This window comes from Spongorhabdus nitratireducens (assembly GCA_947387575.1).
Lineage (GTDB): Bacteria > Pseudomonadota > Gammaproteobacteria > Pseudomonadales > Endozoicomonadaceae > CANDOC01.
This window is the reverse complement of sequence record CANDOC010000007.1, coordinates 118,655-142,736: the sequence shown is the minus strand read 5'-3', so window position 1 is coordinate 142,736 and position 24,082 is coordinate 118,655. Positions and strand designations below refer to the sequence as shown.

The window sequence follows — 24,082 nt, the reverse complement described above, 5'->3', positions numbered from 1 at the left end:
TTACTCAGGGACGAGGTGACAGGTGGCAGCGGAACAAATTGTCGGAACCATCACAAATGTTGAAGGCAGCGCACTGATCGTCGGCAGCGACGGTTCCCAGCGTGTGGCTCACAAAGGTGATCCGGTTTACCTCAATGAGCGGGTTATATCGCCTGCAACCGGGACGGTGCAGATAACACTCAGCAGCGGGAATCCGGTGAGTGTCAGTGCCGGTGATCAGGTCGTGCTGGATCAGTCGATGATGCCGGCACTGGAGTTAATGGCCGAGACGGCTGAAGAAACTACTGAAGATAAAGCTGACGCCAAAAAAGATGAAGTTGATCAGATTCAGCAGGCACTTGCTGAAGGGGCTGATCCTGTAACCGTTGCCGAAGCGCCTGAAGCGGGTGAGGAGAGCGAGCCTCAGGATGAACCTGATAGCAGCCCTGTTCCTGATGATATCCCTATTATTGAACGTGATGCAGACGTTGAAGAGCGAGAGCAAGCAGCGGAAGCAACAGCCGAAGAGGCCGCTTTCGGATTAACAGCGTCATCTTCTGCTCTTCAGTATGAAGAGGAAGATGAGGAGGCCGGGGAAGAGAACGAGCCGATAGCAGATGTTGCTACAGGACCGGTTAATGCCGGGCCGGAAACCTTTCAGCAGGATCAGGTACTGAATGAAAACTTCGATACGCTGACCGGTCAGATCGAAGTTCGTGATATTAACCAGCAGGATATTCATTATTTTCGTCTGCTGACGCCCCCGTCCAGTGGTCAGTTTGTTCTGGAAAGTGATGGCCGCTATAGCTTCACTCCCGGAACCGAGTTTGAAGATCTGGGTGCAGGAGAGTCACGCACCGTCACCTTTACCTATGAAGTTACTGATTCAGCCGGAGCCATGGGCACCGGCAGTATGAGTTTTCTGGTCGAGGGGGTTAACGATACTCCGGAAGTTGCTGAGGCTGTCGTGAATGAAGCCGGTCAGGAAGCCGGTAGTGTTACAACGGATCTGCTGCAAGGCGCTTTTGATATTGATCAGAATGATACGTTGTCAGTCGCAGGACTGAGACTTGTCAGCGGCAATGAAGCGGGTGTCCAGTTTGGTCTGGACGGACATCACCTGGATATTGATACCACCGCATACCGCTATCTGGCGGTGGGTGAGACTGAAGAAATTATCTATCGCTATGAAGTCACCGATTCCCAGGGAGCCTCAGTCGAGCAGGAAGCCCGGTTTACGGTAACCGGCAGTAATGATGAACCAACAGTATCGAGGGATATTGTTGTCACCTCGACAGAAGATGATGGCAACCTTGTTGCTGATTTGCTTGAACATGCCTCTGATACCGATATCACTGATACGCTTCAGGTTGTCCGGCTGCAGGTTGTAGCAGGTGATGCATCAGGGATTAGCTGGCAGGACAATGAGCTGGAAGTGGATACATCGGCCTACAGCCATCTGGCAGCCGGTGAAGAAGCAACAATCAACTATGAATACACAATTGGCGATGGGCAGGGTGGAGAAGTAGAACAAACTGCCAGTTTTACCGTTCAGGGTGTGAATGATGCTCCGGAGGCAATTCAGCTTTCGGGTGACCAGATCAATGAGAATGATACCGGTGCAGTGGTTGGTACATTATCCACAACTGATATCGACAACTCGGATACCCATTCCTATGAAGTCAGCGATAACCGGTTTGAGGTTGTCGAAGATCAGCTGAAGCTGAAAGATGGTGTTTCCCTCAACCATGAGACAGAAGACGCGGTATCGCTGACAGTCACCACCACAGACAACAGTGGTGCACAGTTCAGTCAGGATTTCACTGTTGCGGTAAATGATATCAATGAAGCACCGGACAGTGCAGACCGAACAATAACCACTCAGGAAGACACGGCTTATATTTTCGGACTGGCTGACTTTGCTTTCTCTGATGTTGATGACGGCAATCAGCTGGAATCGATTCAGATAGCAACATTGCCGGTTGCCGGTGAGCTTCAGCTGAATGGCTTGGTAATTAATACCAGTGACACTGTATCTCGTGCTGATATAGAAGCCGGGCTGTTTGGCTATCAGCCTGCTTCCAATGAAAGTGGTGATAACTACGCCAGCTTTGATTTCAGAGTCTCGGATGGTGAACTGCTGTCTGAGCTCCAGACTGTGGATATTAATGTCACTCCGGTTGTTGATGCACCGGAACTTGACCTGTCCAGTGACTCAGGTGTTGTCACTACGCTGGATTTCGAAGGTGGGCTGGGAGACTGGTCTTCACAGAATGCACTGGAAAAGCATGGTCAGGGCAGTGTTGTTGGCGACCCTCATTCCGGCAACAAGTTTATTGAGCTGGATAAAAATGGTTCCCCTGCTGCTCCGGATGCTCTCAGATATGATGTTGATACCAGCAATGGCAAGGATCATGAAGTCAGCCTGTGGATAAGACAGCGTGGAAACTACGACCATACCGATGATGTAGAAGTTGTTTGGAATGGTAATGTCATTGCTTCATTTGATCCGACAACGACCTGGGGGGAGTACAAGGTACTCCTGCCCAAAATGGATCAGGCAACCACAGCGCTGATTATTCGGGAGCCGGCGGGAGAGAACGATGGTGTTGGCCCGCTGCTGGATGATATTCAGATTCGTAGTCTGGGGGTTACTGACACGGATGATCCAGACTATGATCATGCCGCGTATGCCTATGAAGATATTGCCTTATCTATTGATGTATCTACTGCCCTGACCGATACCGACGGCTCCGAAGTGCTGGCTATCGAGCTGGCAGGTATACCTGCCGGAGCTGTTCTGAGTGATGGTGATTTTTCTGTCACAGCAGATGGCAGCCCGATTGATATTACCGGCTGGGAGTACAGTAGCCTGCAGGTTACTCCGCCGGAAAACAGTCATGATGACTTCGACCTCACCTTCCGAGCAACGGCAACAGAAACGGCCACAGGCCAGTCCGCCACAATTGAACGCAAACTCAAGGTTGAGGTTCAGGCGATAAACGATGCGCCGGAGCTGTCAGGCACTCCACTGTTTGATTCTTTGGATGTGGCTTTCGATTTCAACTCCGGAACAGTGCTGCAAGATAAGAGTGGCAGCGGTCATGAGTTGATCATGTCTGGCAATGCCTCCACATCTACCGGGTTTGATGGCAATGGTGGTGCATTCTCAATGAATGGCAGCAGTGGTGCCGCAGAAATCACCGGACTGGAAACCGGCGGTGCCATGACACTTTCGGCCTGGGTTCGCTTTGACGACTTCAGCCAGAGTTGGTCGCGGATTTTTGATTTCGGTAATGGCTCCGCAAACAACAATATTGTGCTGGCGCATAAGGGAACGACCAGTGATCTGGCATTCGAGATCTATGATGGTACTGGTTACCCTCCTGATGGCATGCTGACTATCTCTGACTTTTTCACGGCCGGGGAATGGATTCATGTAGCGGCTACCGTCGATAGCACCGGCATGATGAAGGTTTACAAAAATGGTGATCTGGCCGGAGAAGTGCAGGGTGTTGTTCCTCCGGAAATGGCTCGTGGCAATAATTATATTGGTAAAAGTCACTGGGGGGCTGATGGCTATTTGGATGGTGCAATCGATGAAGTGGTGATCGCGCCGGAAGCTTTCAGTGCTGATCAGGTTCAGGCTCTTTATCAGGCTGGTTCAATTGATAATCTGCTGGCAGATGGTTTCCATATTGAAGAGAACAGTGCCAATGGTTCTGTTGTTGGCAGTGTCAGTGCGGCTGATATTGATGGCGATAACCTGACATATAGTTTGACTGACGATGCGGGTGGCCGGTTTGAAATTGACAGTGCTACCGGGCAAATCCGGGTGCTGGATGGCTCCGGATTAAACCATGAAGCCAATGATGCTCATACCCTTACTGTTCAGGTATCTGATGGTGAACTGACGGACAGTCGTGATTACACCATCTATATCACTGATATCAATGATGCGCCGGTAGTGGCTACTGCGGTGACAGATGCAGCAGTTGAAGACAGCAGCCTATTTACTGTGGACCTGTTACAACATGCTTCCGATGAAGATGGCGACACTCTGAGTGTCACTAACTTCACCATGACCAGCGGTGATATGTCCGGTGTGTCGCACAGCGGCAACCAGATTACGATTGATCCTGGTGTCTATGACAGTCTGGGAGATGGTCAGGTTGAAACACTGGTCTTTGATTACGATATTACCGACCCTGATGGTGCAACTGTCAGTCAGACTGCACAGGTCACCATAACCGGCACTAATGATATTCCTGAGATTACAGCAGGTGGAGTGCTGGCCTATACCGAGAATCAGGGTGAGGCGGCCGTTGATTCTGCACTGACCTTAACGGATGTGGACTCGGCCACACTGCAAAGTGCAACAGTTTCTATCAGCAGTAACTTCTCAGCTTCAGAAGATCAGCTTGATTTCACAGACCAGAATGGCATCAGTGGTAGCTGGGACAGTGCCAACGGCACACTGACGCTGACAGGTTCTGCATCGGTTGCTGATTATCAGGCAGCCCTGCGCTCTATCACTTACCAGAACAGTTCCGAGTCACCAGATACATCACCCCGAACAGTCAGTTTTGAAGTATCGGACGGGCTGGGATCCAGTGCTGTTCGGACTTCGCAAATCAATATTACAGCCGTCAATGATGCGCCTGTCGTCGCCGAAGATATTGCTGAAACGCTGGCTGAAAACAGTGCTGCACATACGGTTAATCTACTGGCTGGTGCCAGTGATGTGGATATAGGGGATGTGCTGGGTGTGGTCAATCTGGCCCGGGTCGGTGGCAATGCTGTTGGCATTACTGCTGATGGCAACAACCTCCAGATTGATCCGGATGCCTATGATTATCTGGCAGATGGCCAGACTGAAGTCATCCGTTATGAATATGATATTGCCGACGGTAATGGCGGCTCGGTTAGCCAGCAGAGCACAATTACCATTACGGGTAGCAACGACCAGGCTGTTATCAGTGGTGTTGATACCGGCAGTGTGATAGAAGATATCAGTGTCAGCAGTGATCAGATTAGTACCAGTGGCACACTGACAATCGATGATCTCGATACGGGTGAAGAGCAGTTTACGCCTGTGACTCTGAATGGCAGTTATGGTGATCTGACCCTGAATGCTGCGGGTCAGTGGAGTTGGAGTGGCAATAATACCCAGAGTGCTATTCAGTCACTGGGAAGCGGTGACTCATTACAGGATGCGTTCTCGGTTACCTCGGTTGATGGTACATCGCATACCATTACAGTCACGATCAATGGCACGAATGATGCGCCGGAAATCACAGCCGGTTCGACACTGGCCTTTACCGAGAATGACTCTGCTCAGGTTGTAGACAGTTCAATCACGCTCAGTGATGCAGATCATACGATGCTTGATGGAGCCACTGTCTCCATCAGCAGCCAGTACACTTCAGCGGAAGATCGGCTCGACTTCACCAGTCAGAATGGCATTAGTGGCAGCTGGAATTCTACAACGGGAACGTTGACGCTGAGCGGCAGCGCATCGGTTGCTGATTACCGGACTGCACTTAGAAGTATCACCTATTCCAATAACTCAGAATCGCCTAATACCTCAGCCAGAACAATTTCTTTTACTGTTACTGATGGCGAAGATGCCAGTCAGGCTGCTACCAGTACGGTCACCGTCGCAGCGGTCAATGATCGCCCTGAAGATATCTCCCTGTCCGGTTTAACTGTTTCTGAAAACAGCCCCGGAGCGGTTGTTGGTACCCTGTCTGTTACTGATCCTGATGCAGGTGATACCCACACCTTTATCGTTGATGACCTGGATTTTGAAGTCACCGATGATTATCGGCTGAAGCTGAAAGATGGTCGCTCTCTTGATCACGAAGCTGGTAACCGGGAAATCGAAGTCAGTGTTTTTGATGCCAGTGGTTTGAGCTATGTGGAGAACTTCACCATTCAGGTGCTGGATGTTAATGAAGATCCCACGGTTGCCAGTGACGTGCAGGAGAGTGGCGTCGAAGATAGTGGTCTGTTCACCGTTGATTTGCTGGAAGGTGCATCGGACCAGGATGTTGGTGATGTGTTGTCAGCCAGCAATATTACTCTGGTCAGCGGTAATGACTCCGGCGTCAGCATCAATAGTAATTCCCTGTCTGTCGATTCCAGTGCCTATGACTACCTGCCGGATGGTGACACTGAAACCATCACTTATCAGTATGAAGTGGTTGATGGTAATGGTGGCAGTGTTTCCCAGACTGCGACTATTACCCTGACGGGTACCAACGACGGTGCTTTGGTCTCAGGTACCGATACTGCGACAGTCAGTGAAGATGCAGCCCCAACGCTGACAGTGACGGGTAGTCTGGATATTGTCGATGCTGATACCGGTGAAGCTGTTTTCAATGCTGAAACCATCAGCGGCAGTTACGGTGATCTGACAATTAATACAGCCGGTAGCTGGAGCTACTCTGCAGACAATACTCAGAGTGCGATTCAGGAACTGGGTGACGGGGATAGTCTGACCGACACACTGACAGTCACCACTGCTGATGGCTCAACCCACACTATTACGATCACGATCGCAGGCACCAATGATGTGGCCGTGATCACGGGTGCTGATACCGATACAGTCACTGAAGATGCGTCAGCCACCCTTATTGCCAGCGGCAATCTCAATATTTCGGATACAGATTCAGGAGAAGCTGTTTTTACAGCTGAAACCGTAAGTGGCAGTTACGGTGATCTGACAATCAATGCAGGTGGAAGCTGGAGTTACTCTGCCAGCAGCAATCAAAATGATGTTCAAGCGTTGGGAGACGGAGACACCCTGACCGATAGTCTTGTTGTATCCAGTGTGGACGGAACACAGCATACGATTACTGTCACTATTTCAGGTACCAATGATGTTGCGGTGATATCCGGCACAGATACTGCCACGCTGACAGAAGGTAGCGCTGCAACACTGTCTGCCAGCGGCAGCCTGAATATTGCTGATACTGACACCGGAGAAGCGGCCTTTAACGCTGAAACCATCAGTGGCAGTTATGGTGACCTGACGATTAGTGCTGGTGGAAACTGGAATTATTCGGCGAATAACAGCCAGAGTGCGATTCAGGCCCTGGGTGATGGCGATGCCCTGACTGAAACCATCACCGTAAACTCATTGGACGGAACAGCTCATGACATTGTTATCACGATAACCGGTACCAATGATTCTGCAGTAATTTCAGGGCTTGATGCTCGCACCGTAACGGAAGATGAAGCTGTAACCCTGACGACCAGCGGCACGCTGAATATAACAGACACAGATTCCGGTCAGGAGTCATTCACTGCTGAGACGGTGAATGGCAGTTATGGTGATCTGGTTATCAATGCCTCCGGTGTCTGGTCCTACAGCGCCAACTCCTCCCAAGCTGATATTCAGGCACTGGGTGACGGCGATACGCTGACAGATACGCTGACCGTAAGCAGTACGGACGGCACCCCTCACAATATTACTATCACCATTGCCGGAACTAATGATGCAGCTGTTATCTCGGGAACAGATACAGCTGTACTGACTGAAGATGCTGCAGCTTCGTTGACTGCCAGTGGCAGCCTCAATATTACGGATACCGACACCGGTGAGTCGGCGTTTAATGCTGAAGTCATCAATGGCAGCCACGGCAGCCTGACGATCAATACTGCTGGTGACTGGAGCTATACAGCTGACAACAGTCAAAGTGCGATTCAGGCACTGGGCAGTGGTGATTCTCTGACAGAGACCATTACGGTCACCGCACTGGACGACACACCTCACGATATTGTCATCACGATAAATGGTACCAATGATGCAGCTGTTGTCAGTGGCGTTGATGCTCGTACTGTTCATGAAGATGCAGGTAGTCAGCTAACCGCCAGTGGTGTGCTGGTGGTTACTGATGTTGATGCCGGCGAAGCAACATTTACTCCTGGCACCATCAATGGCAGCTATGGTTCGCTGACAGCAGGCACCGACGGCAACTGGAGTTATACGGCAGACAATACTCAGTCAGCTATTCAGCAGCTGGGTGATGGTGACACACTGACCGATACTCTGACTGTTACGACAGCTGATGGCACCACCCATGACATCACGATCACTATCGCCGGAACCAATGATGCTGCCGTGATCAGTGGTACAGACAGTGCAGTGGTTAATGAAGATGGTGCCGCGACGCTGACTGCATCCGGCAGTCTGAATATTGCTGATACCGATACGGGTGAAGCCTCCTTCAATGCTGAAACCGTTAATGGCAGTTATGGCGACCTGACCATCGATACCAGCGGAAACTGGAGTTACAGTGCAGATAACAGTCAGGGGGTAATTCAGGCGCTGCAGGATGGTGAAAGCCTGACCGAGACCCTGACAGTCTCAGCTTTGGACGGCACAACTCACATCATTACTGTCAGAATTGACGGTACTAATGATGCGGCCGTCATTGGTGGTACCGACTCTGCCACACTGCTGGAAGATATCAATATTGATGACCAGAACGATCTGGTGGCCAGTGGGCAGCTTTCAGTAACAGACAATGATGGTAACGAAGCTTCTTTTACTGCAGAAACAATCACAGGCAGTTATGGCAGTCTGACCATTACCGCGAATGGCAACTGGAGTTATACCGCTAATAACAGTCAGGCAGTGATCCAGCAACTGCCGGAAGGCGATACGCTAACAGAAACTATCAGTGTCAGTGCTATGGATGGCACAACTCATCAGATTACCCTGACGCTGGAAGGGGTAAATGATGGTGCGGTAATTGGTGGCGTTGATACCGCAACTATCACCGAGGACAGCGCTGCCACCTTGCAAGCCAGTGGTAGCCTCACCATTGCAGATACTGATACCGGCGAAGCCGCCTTTACTGTTGAAACCGTAAGAGGTAATTACGGTGATCTGGTTATGGCGGCCAACGGCGACTGGAGCTATTCGGCACCCGGCAATCAGAGTGTTATTCAGCAGCTGGCTGCGGGTGATCAACTAACTGACATCATTACTGTACGGGCTCTGGACGGCACCCAGCATGATATTACCGTTACTATAAACGGTACCAATGATGCTGCTGTTATTGGCGGTACAACTGCACGCTCTGTTACCGAAGATGATGTTAATGCCCAGAATGAGCTGACGGTCAGTGGGTCTCTGTCGGTTACTGATACGGATACCGGTGAAGCGGCGTTTACAGCAGGCAGTCAGAATGGAAGTTATGGCTCTCTGGTTATTGATAGCAGCGGTAACTGGAGCTATACCGCAGACAATACTCAGACCGCTATCCAGCAGCTGGGCAATGGCGATAGCCTTGAAGAACAATTCACAGTCACTTCACTGGATGGCACTTCCCAACAGATCACGGTTACTATCAACGGTACCAATGATGCTGCTGTTATTGGCGGTGCTGAAACCGGAGCAATAACCGAAGACAGTGCGGTAACCCTTACAGCATCCGGTGCCCTGACCATCACCGATACGGATACCGGAGAAAGTAGCTTCAATGCCGCTACGATCAGTGGCAGCTATGGTGATCTGACGATCGATACCTCTGGTAACTGGAGCTATTCAGCCAACAGTTCCACTGCAGCAATTCAGGCTCTGGGTGATGGTGATGTACTGACCGATGTGATTGCTGTTGCCGCGCTTGACGGAACGGCTCATACCGTCACTGTGACAATCAATGGTACTAATGACGTCGCTGTTATTGGCGGTGTTGATGCCGGTGCTGTTACTGAAGACAGTGCAGCAACCCTGACCGCATCCGGCTCCCTGACGATTTCTGACGCTGATACCGGTGAAACACTGTTCAACGATGGCAGTCAGAATGGCACCTATGGCTCATTTACCATAGATAGTAACGGTAACTGGAGTTATTCCGCAGATACCAGCCATGCAGATATTCAGGCACTGGGAAATGGCGACAGCCTTGAAGAACAATTCAATGTTGCATCGCTGGATGGTACTTCACATCAGGTCACGGTCACTATCAATGGCTCCAATGATGCTGCGGTTATCGGTGGTGTAGATACCGGTGTAGTGACTGAAGACAGTGCGGCAGCCCTGACAACATCTGGCACCCTGACAATTACTGATACGGATACCGGCGAAAGCAGTTTCAATGCAGCTACGGTTACTGGCAGTTATGGTGATCTGACCATTGATACCTCTGGTAGCTGGAGTTACTCGGCAAACAGCTCCCAGACTGATATCCAGACACTGGGAGATGGCGATTCACTGACAGAAACGATTGTCGTTGCCGCCCTGGACGGTACGGCACATACAGTGACGATTACTATCAACGGTACCAATGACAGTGCTGTTATTGGAGGTGTTGATACCGGTGCGGTTACGGAAGACAGTGCAGCAACATTAATGACTTCAGGAACGTTAACAGTTTCTGATACGGATACCGGCGAAGCCCTGTTCACTGGTGGCAGCCAGAATGGTTCCTATGGAACCCTGACTATTGCCAGTAACGGTAACTGGAATTATTCCGCGGATAACAGCCAGCCGGCAATTGCAGCACTGGATGATGGTGACACCCTGACAGAGACCTTCACCGTCACCTCATCTGATGGCACATCGCACGATATCGTCATCACCATTCATGGGACCAATGATGCACCCACAGTTGATGCCGGTATCAGCGACCAGACTGCGGTCGAAGAGCAGGCTTTCAGTTTTCAGGTGCCGGCTGAAGCTTTTGCTGATGTTGAAGGGGATATTCTCACTTACACCGCAACACTGAGCGATGGCAGTGATCTGCCGGACTGGGTTACCTTTGATCCGGCCACCCGGACATTCTCCGGAACACCGGATGACCCTGATCTTGGCAATTTGATGATCAGGGTAACGGCCAGTGATGGCGATCAAAGTATCTCTGCCCAGTTCAGAATTGCCGTTACAGCAGTGAATGATGCCCCTGAAGTCAGTGCAACACTGAATAAAACTACTGATGAAGATGTCAGTCTCACACTGACCGAAGCCCAGATGCTTGAGCATGCTGCAGATATCGATGGTGATGTCCTGTCAGTGCAAAATGTTCGGGTAGAAAGTGGCAGTACAACGGTTACAGATAATGGAGACGGAACCTGGACATTTATACCGGCAGAAGACTGGTCCGGTGTCAGCCAGATAGCGTTTGATGTTTTTGACGGCACGGTAACCGCCCCCGGATCACTGCAGCTGACCGTTGATGCCAAGGCAGATCTCCCGATTACTACCGTCAATGGAAATGCCGACCAGTACTATGTTCAGTCCCCGGAAGACACAGCTATTCCACTGAATATCAATGTGGCACTGGGCGATACCGACGGATCAGAAACACTCAGCGTAGTGATGGATCTGGTACCTGCGGGGGCAGTATTGAGTGATGGTGTAAACACTGTGACCTCGGATGGCAGTCAGATCGATATCAATGGCTGGGATATGGCCAATATGGTTCTGACACCTCCTCCGAATCGGGAAGATGATTTCTCTGTTTATGTTATTCCTACCGCAACAGAAGCATCGAACGGAGATAGTGTCCCATATCCGTACCACATTCGAATTGATATTCAGCCTCAGAATGATGCAGCTGTGATCGGTGGTGTTGATACCGGAACAGTGACTGAAGATAACTTCAGCAGTTATGGTCCTCTGGGTCAGCAGGAGCTGATTGCCGACGGGGCTCTGACAATTTCGGATATTGATACCGAAGCCAGTTTTGTAGCTGAAACACTGACTGGATCATATGGCCAGCTGACGATCAACAACAGCGGTCAGTGGGAGTATGTTGCGGATTCAAGGTCCTCAACCATTCAGGCTCTGGGTGTCAGCGAGACACTGGATGATACTTTCACAGTCAGCGCTGTAGATGGCACGACGCATGATATTACTGTCACCATTCAGGGTGCCAATGACCAAGGTAGTGGTGCTCCGGTTTATCTGGGTACGTTGGCAGAAGATAACAGCCTGATCATTCACGAATCTTCCATTTTGAATGCTGTTTCTGATCCCGATGGAGACACGCTTACACTGAGTAATATTGCACTGCCAGGTGGTGGGCACACTATTACCAATAATAACGATGGTACCTGGACTCTGACTCCCGCTCCTGACTACAACGGCATGTTGGAAATGTTGTATGTCGTCAGTGACGGCACTCCGGGTTACGAAGTTAATAATCTGGTGCGGGTGAATGTCACCGCTGTTGCTGATACCGCGGTGATCTCCGGTGACGATACTGCTTCAGTTAATGAAGACAGTGCAGCAACCCTGACCGCTTCCGGGGTTCTGAATGTTGTTGACCCTGATGCCGGAGAGGCAGGTTTTACCGCAGAAACTGTAAATGGCAGTTATGGCTCTGTGACAATCGATGCTGCCGGAAACTGGAGCTACTCGGCAGACAATACCCAGATTGCAATTCAGGCTCTGGGGACCGGTGATCATCTCACTGACACCGTGATTGTGAGATCAATTGATGGCACAACCCGGGATATTACAATCACCATCAACGGTACCAACGATGGTCCGGTTGTCGGTGCTGCAATTGAAAGCACCACCAGTGAGGATACCAGTCTTGTTCTGACACAGGCTCAGTTACTGGCCAATACAGCTGCAGATATTGAAGGTGACACCCTTACTGTCAGCAATGTCCGAGTTGCCTCGGGGCAGCTAACGCTGAGTGATAATGGTGACAGCACATGGACAGTAACACCGGATAGTGACTGGGGTGGTAGCGGCCAGTTGTTGTTTGATGTCTCTGATGGGCAGGCCACCGTTACCAGCCAGGTTAATGTCACTGTCGATGCTGTTGCAGATACGCCGACAATTGATCTGCAGCCGTCTGAACAAGTGACGGCCATGGATTTTGAAAGTGGCAGTCTGGAAGCCGGTTGGAGTTCCGAAAATACGCCTGAAATCAACGATGCCAGCGTCTACAGTGTGACGGATTCATCTGGCGGCAATGGCAAAATTCTGGACCTGGATGACGATGAGGGCGCTGCGGCTTCAACGACCGATGCTCTGCGCTATACGGTCGATACCAGCGATGGTTTTGATCATGAAATAACCTTTAAAGTGCGTTCACGCCCGGGAGCCAGCAATACCAGCGAAATGGAAGTTGTCTGGAATGGTGAGGTACTGCAGACAATAGACCCAACCGGCTCATGGGAATTCATGACTCTTCGTCTGCCAGCCCTTGCAGCATCCAGTGGTGTTCTGGAACTACGGGAGCTCTCTTCCCAGAATGATGATTACGGTGCGCTGCTTGATGATATAGCCATCAACAAGCTGAACATTATCAGTGCCACGGAAGATACCGATTTTGATTTTAGTCTTTCGGCTGCGCTGAATGATCTTGATGGCTCTGAATCATTATCGGTATCGCTGTCAGGGATTCCGGCAGGCTATATCCTGACTGATGGTTTGAATACCGAAGCCTCCTCCGGCGCCACGATTGATATATCGGACTGGGATTTAGCTGGTTTGTCGCTTGCGCCAGCAGCCAATGCCAACAGTGACTTCACAATTACGATTACAGCTACCGCAACAGAGCCTTCCTCCGGTGATACTGCAACCACAACGCAAAGTATTCAGGTCGAAATGCAGGCTGTTAACGATGCGGCAGTTATCAGTGGTGATGACAGTGGCGCAGTGACTGAAGATGCCGCATCAACACTGACGGCAACCGGGAAACTGGATATTACTGATGTTGAAACCGGAGAAGCGGTATTTAATGCGGAAACCGTCAATGGTATCTACGGCACACTGACCATCGATACGGCCGGTAACTGGAGTTACAGCGCAGACAACACCCGGAGCGATATTCAGCAGCTGGCTCAGGGGGCAGCGCTGACAGAAACCCTGACTGTTTCATCAATAGACGGTACCACCCACCAGATTGGAATTACCATCAATGGTACGGATGATGCGCCGGTAGCTTCCGGTGTTGATCTTGGGCAGTTTGATGAAGACACCACCTTTACTGTGACAGAGGCCATGCTGCTGGCCAACGCTTCGGATATTGATGGTGATACTCTGAGTGTGAGTGCTGTGACTCTGGCTGATTCGTCTCAGGGAACACTGGTTGATAACGGTAATGGAACCTGGAGCCTGACGCCGGCTGAAAACCTGAGTGCTGAAAATGTTGCACTGAACTTTACGGTATCTGATGGCAGTTCTGGCGATGAGGCTTCAGCTACTGCGGTTATTGATATTACTGCTATTGCAGATGCGCCTGATGTGTCTTTTAGCGGGGCTGATGACTATAGCACTGACCCGGTTACTGTTTTTCAGAACGGTGGTATCCATAGCTATAACCTGCAGGGTTGGAGTGTGAGCGGTAGTCTCTATGACTTGTGGGATGGCCGGGCTTCCACGGGTGTCTCCACGGGGCTTAATGCCGGTACCAGCATCAGCCGAACGATTGATACCTCCGATAGTGATGTCGAAAATTATACCTTTGAAGTAGAAAGCCGTATTTGGGGTACGCTGGAAATTGTCTGGGGTGGAAATGTTGTGGCGACCACAACGACAGGCTGGAACAGCTTCTCCGACCGTACCTTCACTCTTCCGGCAACAGGTGATGCCAGTACGGAGCTGATGCTGCGCTATCCATCGGGTTCCGGACAGACCTATCCTGCCTTTATAACGGCACCGAAGCTGATTGCCAACGTTAACGACTATGCCAGCCCGCAGTACAACACTGATGAAGATACTGCTGTTGCCATTAACCTTTCAGCGGAACTAACTGATCAGGATGGATCAGAAACACTGGGTGTGGTGCTGGGTAATATTCCTTCCGGGACAACGATCAGTGATGGTACCAATTCTGAACTGGTCACCAGTGGTACGCTGGATATTTCAGGCTGGAGTTACTCAACCCTGAGCCTGCTGCCACCGGCGAACAACCATGATGATTTCGATCTTTCTCTGACTGTGACTGCAACAGAGGGAAATGGTGAAGAGTCGGTTATTAATTCGACTATTGCTGTTTCGGTCACGGCTGTTGATGATGCTCCGATTGCCGGCACAGTAGATCTTGGCCTCTCAGATGAAGATACGGCATTCACTATTACTGAAGCAATGTTGCTGGCGAATGCTTCAGATGTCGATGGTGACAGCCTTACCGTCACAAATGTGGCGCTACAGGATTCAGCACATGGCTCTCTGACAGACAACGGGAACGGAACCTGGACATATACACCAACAGAGCATTTCCACGGCAGCGATGTTGCTTTCAATTTTACGGTCACTGACGGCTCAAGTGGTGATGAGGTAACAGCTACAGCAACACTGGATGTAACTGCTGTTGATGATGATGCCGTCGTTACTAACCCGATAGCAGATCAGTCGGTAAATGAGGATACGGCCTTCAGCTTTGAGGTACCGGCCAATACATTCAGCCATGGTGATGGCGATACGCTGGATTATCAGGCAAGTCTGGCTGATGGCTCTGATTTACCGACATGGCTGGCATTTGATTCTCAAACCCGAATATTTTCCGGTACCCCGGATAACGATGATGTAGCCTCTCTCAGTCTGAAAGTAACCGCGATTGATGAGGATAATGAAACCACTGATGCGTTGTTCAATCTGGTGGTTAATAACGTCAATGATTCCCCGTCTCCGGTTTTTGCCGAATCAGGTGGCCTTGTTTCAATTGAAGCAGAGCACTTCAGCAGTAATGTTGGTCGTAGTGGTAATGCCTGGGTTATTGAAAATGATGGTAGTGCATCCGGAGGGCAGCAGGTAAACACCTCGAACGATAATGCCGATGGCTTTGATACTGGCTATACCGGTGTCAGCTCTGAACTGACCTATGATATCCAGTTCGAAACTGCCGGCACTTATTATGTTTGGCTGCGGGGCGATGCGCCCGATGGCAGAAGTGACAGTGTTCATATCGGCCTGAATGGTGAGGCGGTGGCTACCGGATCACGGATTGATTTCAGTGAAAGTGGTCACGACTGGGCTGGTGACAGAATGGATAGTGCTGGCCGTGTCACAATCGATGTTGACGCACCGGGTGTTCACCAGCTTAATCTCTGGATGCGCGAAGATGGAACAGCAATCGATAAAATCGTCATTTCAGATGATGTCGATTATGTCCCGTCGGGATCAGGTCCGGTAGAGTCCACTTATGTTGGTTTCAGCGATCAGACAACAGCCGAAGAAAGTGCCTTCAGTTATACCCTCGATACCAATGCTTTCAGGGATCTGGATGGCGATACGCTGACTTACAGTGCTGAGCTGGTTAACGGTGATCCACTGCCGGCATGGCTGAGCTTTGATGAGGGTTCCCGAACATTCAGTGGCACGCCGGATGATCCGGATCTTGGAACCATTCAGGTGCGGGTTACTGCCAGTGACGACAATAGCAGTTCTTCTGCTGATTTTGCCCTTACAGTTACCGGTGTTAATGATGCACCCAATGAGCCTGCTGCCGTTATTGACCAGATTGACTTTGTCTGGGGTGGCAGCTCTATCTCTGACAAAAATGCTGCATCCTATGAGTTGCCGGAAGATTTTCAGCTGGGTGGTTCGGTCTGGTTAACTAAAACTGACGGCGGCTATGGAAAAGGGGTCAAGGTACAGATCTCTGATAATCAGGATGGAACTGTCAATATCATCGTTCTTGAAGCCAAATACACGGGGCTTGGCACCTGGAACGGCTTGTCTGGCGAACAGAAGGCTACCTACTTTGAAAATGCTGGAACACAGCAGAGTGTTGCGACTTCTAATTCTCAGGGTGGCTATGGCATCAGTGAAATAGCCATCAATGAGGGACCCGCCGTTTCAGGGTTTATTGATACGGTAAACGGCAAGGATCTGGCGCCATTCTCCATCGCTGAGAACAGTGTAGACAGCACGGTGATTGGCAAGGTTACCGCGACAGATGTTGATGGCGATAATCTCACTTACAGTCTGAGTGATGATGCGGGTGGTCGTTTCAGTATCAATAGCTCAACCGGTGAAGTTTCAGTGGCTGATGGCTCTCAGCTGGATTACGAATCTCAAGCTTCTCATACCATTACAGTCGAGGTGAGTGATGGCCAAACCACTTCTACGCAGGATTATACGATCCAGCTGGAAGATGCTAATGATGCTGCCATTATCTCAGCAGTGGAAACCAGAGCTGAAGACTTCAACAACCTGACAACAGGTGACCTGAATGGTCAGGATGGCTGGATAACAGAACAAACCAGTGCCGTACCAATGGAAGTGACCAGTTCCGGACAGGATGGTACTTCTGCACTCTGGTTTAATCAGGTTTCAGCTTCTGCCAGTGCCTCGAAACTGAATGAAATTCCCGATCTGAGTAATGCACAGTTATTTGCCTTTGAAGTTGATATGGGCAAAAACTGGTGGGGCACCCAGGTTGGTATCGGTGCTGATAACAACAGTGATGGCAAGATAGGTCGTACTGATAATGAACTGGCTATTGCTGTCAGGGCATCGGATCACAATGATCAGCTGCAGCTTTTACTCGCAGATGGTTCCACTCAGACCGTTGCCTTCCCGGCTGCTGATGGTGGTGGCTGGGCACGCTACAGAGTAGAGGTAGATTTGACGGCAAATAATGGTGAAGGTGCTGTTACCGTCAAATACAAGGATCTTTCCGCAGGGGATACTGACTGGAATACAGTATCCGGTCTGGAAAATATAAACGCCCAGCTCAATGCGTCCGGCGCAGACCATACCAATCCGGATAACTGGAATGGGGTGTTTATTCTGGGAGATGGTCAGGGTGTCAGAGTCGATAATCTGACACTCGAGACTCACAGTACTCCAGGTAGTGTCAGTATTCAGGAAGATGCAGAACTAAGTGGCAACAATCTGGTCAGGGTTGGACAGTTGATTGCGACTGATCAGGATGCAGGCGAGAGCAGCTTTAATGCCGAAACCCTGTCTGGTACTTATGGTTCCCTGACAATTGATAGTTCGGGTAGCTGGACTTATACCGCAGATAATACTCAATCCGCAGTCAGAGCTTTGGGTGCTGGTGACCAGCTTACAGACACAATTAGTGTTTCAACCGTCGATGGCACCACTCACGATATTACAATCTCCATCAATGGAGTAAATGATGCTCCGGCACCTGTAGCTGACAGTGATATCGGGAATGCGACGGTAGCAGGCGCTGCAGTGACAGGAACAAGCTCGGTACTGGCAAATGATACTGATGAAGAAGGTGACAGCCTCTCTATTACCGGTGTTAATGGAGTATCAGTATCCGGCTCAACGGTTATTTCTGGTCAGTATGGTGAATTAACGATCAGCCCAGATGGAAACTGGACATATAACCCTGCTGACCTGGATCTTGATTCTGATCTGATTGCCCACTGGACCTTCAATGAATCGAGTGGTTCAACAGCAACCGACATTGCAGCCAGTGATGCCGATGCCAATGATGGCCTGTTGAAGCACAATGCGACGTTTGTCAGCGGTGGTGTTGACGGTAATGCTGTGCAGTTTGACGGCAATGAAGCAATTGTCGAACTGGTTGATTCAACTGAGCTGAATACTCATACCGAAAATAAAAGCCAGCGCACAATAAACTTCGAGTTCAAGCTCGACAGTGATAACGATCTCAGTGGCCGCCAGATTCTTTATGAAGAAGGTGGCGGTACCAACGGTTATAACCTCTACATCGATAACGGCACGCTTTATGTTGGAGCCTGGGCAGAAGGAAATGGCTGGTCAGGTACCTGGTTGAGTACAGATATCAGTGGCATGGATTCATCAGGCTGGCATCAGGTTGCTCTGGTTATGAACTCCGACAGTAACTCCCTGCAGGCTTATCTGGATGGGGTGCTGGTGGACTCAGGAAATGCTTCTGCGCCCATGAGAACCCATGGTGATGAGAGTGCCTTCGGCAGCATTTCATTGCATGACAATAACGGCAATATCACCCGGGGCAGCACCAAGTTCCATGATGGAATGGTGGATAATCCATCCGATGTTTACGGGTTTGATGGCCTGATCGATGAGGCCCGTATCTACGACCGGGCACTAACCGGACATGAGATAAATGCTCTCAGATACGAATTTGAAACCGGTACATTGCAGGATGTTTTCAGCTACACCGTCTCTGACGGTACTGACGATTCAACCTCGACGCTGACCATTGATGTAAACCGGGTTCCGGAGGCGCTGAGTGGTACGGCCAGCCTGGGTGAAGATGACGCAGCAATTGTTGGTCAGTTAACTGCGGTTGACCGTGATGCCGGAGAAATACTGACCTTCACTGTAGAAAATGACCCGGCTTCAGGCAGCCTGACGCTCAATTCAGATGGTAGCTATAGCTTTGATCCGGGCAATGATTTTCAGGATCTGGGGCAGGGTGAAACCAGAGATGTCACCTTCGATTACCGGGGCACGGATAGTCAGGGTGACTTCTCTACCAGCACAGTCACCATTACCGTCACGGGTGCTAATGATGTGCCGGTTCTGGCTGCCAGTCCGCTGATGGGTAATGTGACCGCAGCTTACAGTTTTACTGATAAGTCAGATCAATCTGGCAATGGCAACAATCTGACACTGAGTGGCAGCGCCACACTGGGAAGCGGTCACGGTGATTCCGGTACTGCATTTGAAATGAATGGCAGTAGTGGTGCCGGTGAAATCAGTGGGCTTACTACCGGCGGTTCCATGACCATTTCGACCTGGGTCAGATATGACAGTTTTAGCCAAAGTTGGTCACGGATCGTTGATTTTGGTAATGGATCAGCAAATAACAATATTTTATTGGCTCACCGAGGGACATCCAACGATCTGGGGTTTGAAGTTTATGATGGTGCCGGTTCACCTGCTGATGGTGTGCTTACCATTCCTGATTTTTTCACTGCAGGTGAATGGGTTCATATAACAGCTACCATTGATGACTCCGGCATGATGCGGGTGTACAAGAATGGCGATCTGGCAGGTGAGGCTCAGGGCGTTGTGCCTCCGGAAATGGTGCGCAATAACAACTATGTCGGTAAGAGTCACTGGGCTGACGGTTATCTGGATGGCGCTGTTGATGACCTTGCCGTGTTTGATACAGCGCTCGATGCTAACCAGGTCAAGTTACTGTATCAGGCTGACTCTGTGGATAACCTGGTCGGAGACGGCTTCCATATTGCTGAAAATAGTGCAAACGGGACTGCAGTAGCCACAGTTTCTGCGTCAGATGTCGACGCTGGAGACACCAGTTTTACATACTCTCTGACAAATGACGCCGGTGGTCGTTTTGCAATCAACAGTAGTACCGGTGAGATCAGTGTTGCTGATGGTTCGCTGCTTGATCATGAAGCCAGCCTGTCCCACACCATAACTGTCAGAGTTGAGGATGCCGGGTTAGCTGCCAGTACCCGTAGCTATACCATCTACCTGACTAATGCCAATGATGCCCCAACGGCAGCAGACAATACGTTATCAGTGGATGAGGATTCGACGCTGACACTTGCAGTGGCCGACTTCGGGTTTGCTGATCAGGATTCGCCAGACAGCCTCCAGCAGGTTCAGATTACCGAATTGCCTGCTAACGGTACATTGCAGCTTAATGGTGTTGCTGTTACTGATGATCAGGTTATCAGCAGGGCCGATATAGATGCCGGCTTGTTGACATTCACCCCCGAGAATAATGCTTCCGGCAGTGCTTATGCTGCGATGAGCTTTAAAGTCCATGATGGGACGGTTTACTCAGATAACCAATATAGCCTGACCTTTGATGTCAATGCCGTAGCGGATGCACCGGATCTACAGGTCAATAATCAGGACGGTAACGAGATCATTGATACTGTCCGCTATGATGCCAACTTTGGTCATGGTAATGCCGGTGGCAGCGGCTTTTATGATACTGCCAGTGGCGGTCCCTACAACTATGTACTGGGGACAAACTCTATTTCACCCCGACCGAGCATTACCAAAGCTTTCGATACGTCAGATCGAGAGAGTGGTGACTACTCAGTAGAGATTTCTCTGAAAGGTGGGCACTTCTGGACCGGAAGCAGCTACGACCGACCGAAGATTCATGTCTACTGGGATGGTGAACTGGTCAGCTCATTTACAGTACATACCAGCCATACCATGTTATCCACAGGGACGATCAACCTGCCGATACCGGACGGTGACAGTACCAATATGGAGCTGGTCAGAAGTGATGGTCACTATCTGGATATCTATGATCTGGTGTTTACCCAGCATGTTGTTGGTGAACCCTACTACAGCGTTGATGAAGATAATGCAGCACTGATTAATCTGTCATCACTGTTGACTGATACAGATGGTTCGGAGAGCCAGACAATTGCTGTTGCCGGGCTTCCTGTCGGTGCAGTGATCAGTGACGGTGGCGGTAATACGGTCACTGCAAGTGGTGCTGATGTGGATATCTCTGGTTGGGATATCACAGGCCTGTCGGTAACACCACCTCCTGATGCCACTGATAATTTCACGCTAAAAGTCACGACAACGGCTACCGAGTCAGCTAACAGTGACCAGTCATCGACCAGCCAGAATATTCAGATTCGAGTTCAGGCTGTAGATGATAACCCTGAGGCTCAGGACAACAGTCTGTTAATCGCCAGTGAAGGTCGTTATCACTTCAGAGCGGAAGACTTCAATTTCTCAGATGTGGATGCAGGAGATAGCCTCCAGTCCATTACTATAACTTCTCTGCCGGCATCCGGCAGTCTGACTCTTAATGGTGTAGCTGTTTCGGTTAATCAGGTTATCAGTCAATCAGATATACCCGGACTGTCTTTTGAGGCGCCTGAATCAGAGCTGAGCACCAGCAGCAGTTTTGGCTTTACAGTCAGCGATGGAGGTCTGTCCAGTGATCCTCAGACCTTTACCCTGAATATCAAGGGTACGACGGGTGATGCTGTTACTTCCATGAATTTCAATAATGGACTGGAATCCGGCTGGACATCGGAAAACAGCCTTGAAACTCACAGTGATGGCGGCCCGCTGGGCAGCTCCAACAGTGGTTCAAAGATTCTGGAACTGGATGCCGGAAGTGGTGGCTCTGCTGATGCGCTGTATTACACCCTGGATACCAGCCAGTCTCACGATCATGAAGTAAGCCTGTGGGTAAAAGAGCGTAGTGGCGGTTACAACGGATCTGATCATATCGAAGTCGTCTGGAATGGTAGTGTCATTCAAACCATTGATCCGGCAACCAGCTGGGAAGAAATCAAAATTACTTTGCCGGATACGAATCAGGCAACAACTCAGCTGGCTATAAGGGAGGCCAGTGGTCAGAACAACGGTGTAGGGCCTCTTATTGATGAAATCAGTATTCGACCGCTGGATGGTAATCAACTGGAAGGTGATGCAACGGCCAATATTATCGCCGGGTCGAATGCTGCTGAAACGATTACCGGTGCTGCCGGAAACGATATTCTGGTTGGTGATGATGTTCAGCAGGCAGTACCTGTTGAGCTGGATTCAGCGTTTATTACACAGGTCAGCCAAACATCACTACCCCCGGCTACAGGGCTGAAAGGGGAATTCTTTGATACCGGAATCGTTTTTGCCAGCCTGGGTCAGGCGGTTGATCTGCTGAATAACACCACACCCAAGGCGACTTTCACCGCTTCCGGATTTAACTATGTGAAATCTGACGGTACGCTGGCCGGCTTTCTGGGCAGTGATGCGTCCAGTCTTACCGGTCATGGTAATGCGTCTGATCAGACTTTTGCACTTAAATTCACCGGTTATATCCGTCTGGCAGCGGGAACCCACGATTTTAATGTGGCTTCGGATGATGGTTTTCACCTGAAAATAAATAATCAACTGGTGACGGAATACACAGCCCCTAGAGGGGTGGCAACCAGTTCAGGAAACTTTACGGCGCCGCAGGACGGCTTGTATGAAGTTGAAATGGTTTACTGGCAAGGTAATGGTGGTGCCGATTTAAATATCACCAGTAGTTCTGCTGGAAATCTCCAGTTCTATGAATTCTTGCCCGCAGGAGCAGAACAGGTTTCGGGGCAGGATTATTATGCTTTGCCAACACCTGACATTACGGTTGATGTTGCTGACGGGGTGACGCTTTCTGCCGGTACCAATAACAGTGACGGTACATGGACGCTCAAAGGCTCGGACCTGAGTGGGCTGACCATGAGTGGCTCCGGTAATAACTGGGATGACAGCCTGACTTTCAGCGCAACCAAGCAAACCAAAAGGTCAGTTGCGATAGCCGATGCCAGCTTTGAAAGTGTCGGTGTAATGAGTGATGGTGGTTATGTTCATTATCCGAGTGCCAGTGCATGGAGTTTCAATAAAGGGACTGGCTATGATGACGGTATCCATGATTTCGATCTGATTGCATTCAATGACCAGTCATCCAATGCCTCTGGCGAACAGGCAACCGAAGGCTATAACGCTGCATTTATCAACAGTGATGGTGGCTCCATAACCCAGACTCTGAGTGAAAGCTTTGGTCGTAATACCAGCTACCAGTTGCAGGTTGATATCGGTAACCGAAAAGATCAGGCCGGGCTGGGTGATTATGAAGTCAGGATCAAGGCTGGTGGTGTCATACTGGCCAGTAACGGTTCAGTCACTCCGGCTGAAGGTGAGTACGAAACACTGACCCTGAATCTTGATGGTGCTTCCATTGGTGCTGATTCCGCTGCAATTGGCCAGCCGCTGGTCATCGAACTCTATAAAACCAGTGGTACCCAGATTGTCTTTGATAATGTTCGTATGACAGCCACTACAACAGAGTCGGTGGCGCAGGAAACAGTGAACACTAATCAGAGTGACCTGATTGCCGGTGGTGAAGGCGATGATATTCTTACCGGAGGTCACGATAGCGATGTATTTACCTGGTACCTCGGGGATGAGGGAACAGCAGGCGATCCTGAAGAGGATACCATTACCGACTTCCATGTCGGGCAGCAGGGTGATGTGCTGGATCTGAGAGATCTTCTGGTAGATGAAGAGTCCAATGCACTGGATCAATATCTGCATTTTGATGTCCATGATGGTGATACCACAATCGAAGTCAGCAATGCTGCAGGTGGCGATGTCACCCAGAAAATCACTCTGGAAGGTGTGGATTTATCCTCATACGGATCATCTGATACGGATATAATCAATCAGCTGCTGAGTGACGGTAATCTGCAGGTCGATTAA

The 24,082-nt window shown here is 50.1% G+C and carries 1 protein-coding gene; it reads left to right on the top strand.

The window, feature by feature from the left end:
• The first annotated feature begins 22 nt into the window (after positions 1-22).
• Positions 23-24,082 carry a retention module-containing protein gene (locus ACYZZ0_RS14055; RefSeq protein WP_461537266.1) on the top strand — a complete coding sequence of 8,020 codons (24,060 nt, stop codon included), beginning with the start codon at positions 23-25 and terminating at the stop codon, positions 24,080-24,082.